This window comes from Brasilonema angustatum, from assembly GCF_059505445.1.
Genome location: NZ_JCACKO010000002.1, coordinates 1 through 5168 on the forward strand (window position 1 = coordinate 1; position 5168 = coordinate 5168).

Below are 5168 nucleotides of genomic sequence, written 5' to 3' on the forward strand. Positions count from 1 at the left end.
CTCCCTGCTCCCTGCTCCCTGCTCCCTGCTCCCTGCTCCCTGCTCCCTGCTCCCTACTTCCCCATCTCTCTCCTGCACCAGTCTAGCAATAACCTGCACCGACTTGCCCAAGCCCATATCGTCTGCTAGACAGCCATTCAATCCCAATCTTTCCAAGTATTGCAACCATGAGACGCCGCGCTTTTGGTACTCGCGCAGATTTCCTTGCAATTGTGGCAGTTCAGAAATGGGTTCCAACCGACTTTTGTCTTGCAACTTCGCCATTGTCTCTGACAAAAATTGGTCATATTCAAATTCCCACTCTTCACCCACTTCAGCATTACGTTGCAGGAACTCTAGCATCGTCATTTCTGATTTTTCATCAGCGTGTGAGTGCCAAAATTCTAAGAACTGCTGCATTTTCTCTCGGTCTAGTTCCATCCACTGACCGCGAAAATGTACCAGTGGAGCCTTAGAATTAATAAGTTGTTGCCACTCTTGCGGAGTAACGGCTTTGTCACCAATAGCCAGTTCATACTGATACTCCACTAACGAGTCAAGGCTGAAATACCTTTTTGTCTGGCTTTTCGTTGCGGATAGTTTGCTTGCAGACGCCTTGAGGCGAATTTTTGCCCGACGACGACCGGCGGGAGTATACCAAGCTGGTACAATAATCTTGAAACCAGCATCTTCCAGCACCCAGGCACTTTCTTTGAGGAAGTCAAAAGCCTCTTCTAGACTGAGTTGCAATCCCGTGGGGTGTTGTGTTTCCAGTCCCTGCCATAATTGAGGATACATCCGCGCTGCGTAGCCGAGATTAAGCAGCAAATCTGTTTCAAAACCCTTACCAAATTGCTTGTATATCCCAGTTTTGGTCTTTTGACTCATTGTCCAGTAGTCAGCTAGTGCTAGTTTCAAAGAGCGATCTTGTTTGCTAGCTACAAGGAATTGAATCTGCCAATTGTCTATTGCGTCTGAAGCAGGAGAATGCAACTGAAAGCAGAGATGAAACGCGGAGTCACTTTGGGTATGGGCGATTTTGGTTTTCCATGTCAACCATTGCTGATATTGTTCTAAAGCTGCATGCGTTGTTTGTGGGTTGTCATTGTTTGGACGTAAGCAATGGTGAATCAGGGAATCAGCAATTTGTTTGTCAAAAGCAGCTGTTGAGGGTGTATGGGTGACTATATCGTTAACAAGAGACTCACTGAAGTGGCGTAAAAGCTTTTCTCTATCAAAGAACTCTATTGGATCAGTTGCTGTTACCGAACCCGCCACACAAATGAGTGGCATATATTCAATGTATTTTTTCAAATTGGATTCATATTGTTCAGAAATAATTTCCCAATTTGTATAGATTTCAAATGGTTGTGTTTGTGGAGTTTTTGTTTTACCTTTTTTACTAGTCTTAGTAACGGTAGCTTCTAACTCCCGGTATTTCAGTGCTGGAATATATTGGTCTTTAAGAATTAATTGCTTAAAGGCTTGAGTATAGTGATACCAAAACAGGATATCTGAACCAAGTTGAATTTCGCCCGAACTGTATAATGCTAAAAAGTGGATTTCGTTGAGGAGTTTGATAACATTGATAGCTTTTGAGACTCGATAAGAACCAGTTTTAACTGACGCGACAGCCTCATAGCAGTCTACCTGCCAGTATTGAAACCCTTCATATTCTTCAGGAAGGTCTATTTCTAGATACTTAATTAATTCTGGTGAGGGAATGGGCTGATTATTCGCAGTTGGTAGAGCAAAATATTTAGCAGATATACGTTCGTTTAAGGTAGCTGCTGGTTCTTTGATGCCTAACTCTTGGACTAAAAAGCCTACCAATTCGTCCTGTGCTAGATGTCCAGGGTGAATGTGTTGATTTTTGTGACGACGTTTTTTGACTTCAGGGGTTTCTACCCATAAATAAAAAGACCCTGGCTGAATAAACTCAGCCACTGCGTTTGGTATCCACGTACCATGAATAACTTTCATGAGTCCACGCTTTTGGTTATTCTAGAATTTTTAGAGGGTCTAGATTACTTTACCAAAAGTAGGTATGGAGTATTACAGAATTATGTAAAAAATTCAGATTTTATTTGCAAAACCGCTATACCTAGACATCACGGGCTTTTAAAAAATTATAGATTGCAAGAGTAATAGCTAAAACTAACGCGATATGAATCAGATTTCCTGCAATGTGAAGTACAAGACCCAATACCCAAAAAGCAAACAGTAGAACGACAATACCCCAAAGTATGCCTAACATAATTTTCGATTCCGATTTGTAGAGGATTTCTACCAGAGTAATTCCAATTGACTGACAAAAAATAATTTCGATACAAATTTTTAAACATACGTGGGAACCCTTAACAGGGAACAGTAAACAGTGAACAGTGATAACTGATAGCTGATAGCTGATAACTGATAACTGATAACTGGTAACTGGTAACTGATAACTGATAAAAGTGTACCTAGCTTCGCAAAAATCTGCCGAGGAGTCCTATGTCTCAAACTGGGCAATTCATACTTCGCTAATAGTGTCAATTACTACTTACGAGTAAAGAAATGCCGCAACCATGACCAAGCTCGATTCTTAATCTCAACAGGAGCCGGATTGGGTAACTGGGTTGGGGTTGTTGCTTGAACGGTGTTATTGACCGAAAGTACGCCGACTGTTAACTCTCCATCGGTGTTATACCAGTCGCCGCCGCCATTACGACCAAACAAAGTTGCTCCTACTCCTGTCACCTGATACAAGTTGGTAACAAGATGTGCTTTCTCAAGGCTTTGGATAAAGTTGTTTCGCTCTGCATCAATATTCGAGTCAATATGATGGGTAATTTGTCCTGTGAAACGGCTGAGTTCAACACTGATATCAAATGTTGCACTACCAAGCCACAGAGGTCTGCCATCAGCGCTTAAATTGTTAGTCTGCCACAAGCGAACGTGATGACGTTCCTTGGCGCTGTTACCTACGGGTAGCTCAAATGCAAGATCCTGCTTGCGTCCCAAAAAGTATAAATTGCTAACAGGAGCATTAGGATAGGGACGCTTCAGCAACACACTTTTGGCAATGCCAAGGCTGGAGTTAAAGGTAATTGGATCTGCCGGATACCAGCCTGCTGCCAGCATTGCCTGAACCACTTCAACTTTTGTACCAACCAATCCAACATTGATTGGGTCGCCCGGTATACCTTCGGCTGTTTGCGTGGTTTTAGGAGAATGCTCTAGTTTTGAGTTGTGTTCGTAATGACGCCATAGTGCAGGTAGGACAACATAAGCTAGCAGCAAATATAACCCAGGAATAACGATAAGCCAAATCCATAACCTGCGGTGATGTGACTGTACTGATGTTTGTACCTTACTGGGCATTGACTTGTTTTAGTTTTTCTAGATCAAAGATGTGTACCATTACTATAAGGTAAGTTGAGCTAAGCCAAGCTATGACAGTGCTATTTTGAATGAACCACCAAAGACGCCAAGGGATGAGAGGAGAAACGAAAAAGTGAAACCGCTACGGGTCATAGTTGTAGGTGGTGGCGCGGCTGGTTTTTTTGGTGCAATCGCAGCAGCCGAAGCACATCCCAACGCGCAAGTGACAATACTCGAAGCCAGTCGCGAAGTCCTGGCAAAAGTCCGCATTTCTGGTGGCGGACGCTGCAATGTCACTCAAGCTTGTTTTGATCCGTCAGGATTAGTACAAAATTATCCCAGAGGCGGGAAAGCTTTGCTAGGTGCATTCACGCGCTTTCAAGCTAAGGATACAGTCGCTTGGTTTGCTACTCACGGAGTACCACTCAAAACCGAACCTGATGGCAGAATGTTTCCCCTCACTAATACTTCTGAAACTGTAGTCAACTGTCTGATAAATACAGCAAAAGCAGCTGGGGTAAACATACGTACAGAAACACTGATTGTTGCTGTCAAACAACTCAGCACTCCTAACTTTGAAATTTCTTTAAAGTCGGGAGAGATTTTGGAGTGCGATCGCCTACTCTTAGCCACAGGTAGCAACCCTGTCGGTTACAAAATAGCCCAGAAGTTTGGACATACAATTGAACCACCAGTCCCCTCTTTATTTACCTTCAATATCAAAGATGAATTTGTTTTGAAGTTGGCTGGTGTGAGTGTTAACCCTGTACGATTGCGCTTAAGCATACCAGGATTTCCCCAACTCGAACAAACAGGACCATTGCTGATCACCCATTGGGGTTTTAGTGGTCCAGCTGTGCTAAAACTTTCTGCGTGGGGTGCGAGAGTGCTGCACTCAAACAACTACCAAGCCACTTTACATATTAATTGGCTATCCCACCTCCAGCCAGAAGAAGTCCGGCAGAAATTACTAGTAGTTAAAAATGAAGTGGCAAAAAAGGCGATCGCCTTACATCGCGGCGTAGACTTACCCCACCGCCTCTGGCAATACATTATCTCGCGTGCAGGTATCACACCAGAAGACCGTTGGGCAGAATTATCAAACAAAACACTCAACCAGTTGGTGCAAGAACTGACTCAAGGACAATACCAAATTAATGGTAAAGGAGTTTTTAAGGAAGAATTTGTCACCTGTGGCGGTGTCAACCTTAAACAAGTCAATTTTAAAACAATGGAAAGTCGATTAGTTCCAGGGCTTTACTTCGCTGGAGAAATTTTAGATATTGATGGTGTCACTGGCGGCTTTAATTTTCAAAGTGCTTGGACAACGGGATATTTAGCGGGGTTGGGAGCAGTTAAGTGAACTGCAAAAACAAACGCAAAAATCATCTACTATTTTGAATATTTTATTTTTTCTAAAAATCCTTCAAAAGAGATATAACAAATTACGTCTAAATTAGGTTTTTTACTTAATTTTTCTTAACTGTCTGCTTAACTGTCTTAACTGTCTGCTTAACTGTCTTATCTGTCCTTGTATCCTTGTTATGTGGCTGATAGAATCAAAAAACAAATAATACATCAAATCAGACGTATAGTACCCAGCTGTTACACAGCTTAAAGACTATTTCTCATCCAGAGGAGGTACATAAGGATCTACGTACAGGGGCGTGGATTTATTGAAGCAAATGTGATGGATTTTACTCTTTAGTGTCTTGCACTTAGTCGAAAACCGCGATAAGATGTTGTGTATATATTAATTCAACAATCAAGTTCGATGAGCTTTCGCAGTCCATATAACGAACATACCGAGATTTTTAGCTTGACTG

Annotated in this window: 4 protein-coding genes; 1 reads left to right on the plus strand and 3 read right to left on the minus strand. The window is 42.3% G+C overall.

Going from position 1 to position 5168, the window contains the following annotated elements; translation table 11 throughout:
* The 3 genes from AC5JM2_RS00385 to AC5JM2_RS00395 all read right to left on the minus strand — a co-directional run.
* On the minus strand, window positions 1-1962 hold a 1962-nt coding region (locus AC5JM2_RS00385; protein ID WP_495832940.1), incomplete at its 3' end, for an SNF2 helicase-associated domain-containing protein.
* A 121-nt stretch (window positions 1963-2083) separates the two neighbouring features.
* A complete protein-coding gene (locus AC5JM2_RS00390) occupies window positions 2084-2236 on the minus strand; it encodes a lmo0937 family membrane protein (protein ID WP_495832941.1) in 153 nt (50 codons plus the stop codon).
* Window positions 2237-2517: 281 nt separating this feature from the next.
* On the minus strand, window positions 2518-3342 hold the full coding sequence (locus AC5JM2_RS00395) for an LssY C-terminal domain-containing protein (RefSeq protein WP_495832942.1): 825 nt from the start codon (window positions 3340-3342) through the stop codon (window positions 2518-2520).
* A 133-nt stretch (window positions 3343-3475) separates the two neighbouring features.
* On the opposite strand from AC5JM2_RS00395, the gene AC5JM2_RS00400 reads away from it, so the two are divergent.
* Window positions 3476-4705 carry a BaiN/RdsA family NAD(P)/FAD-dependent oxidoreductase gene (locus AC5JM2_RS00400; RefSeq protein ID WP_495832943.1) on the plus strand — a complete coding sequence of 410 codons (1230 nt, stop codon included), beginning with the start codon at window positions 3476-3478 and terminating at the stop codon, window positions 4703-4705.
* The last annotated feature ends 463 nt before the right edge of the window (window positions 4706-5168 follow it).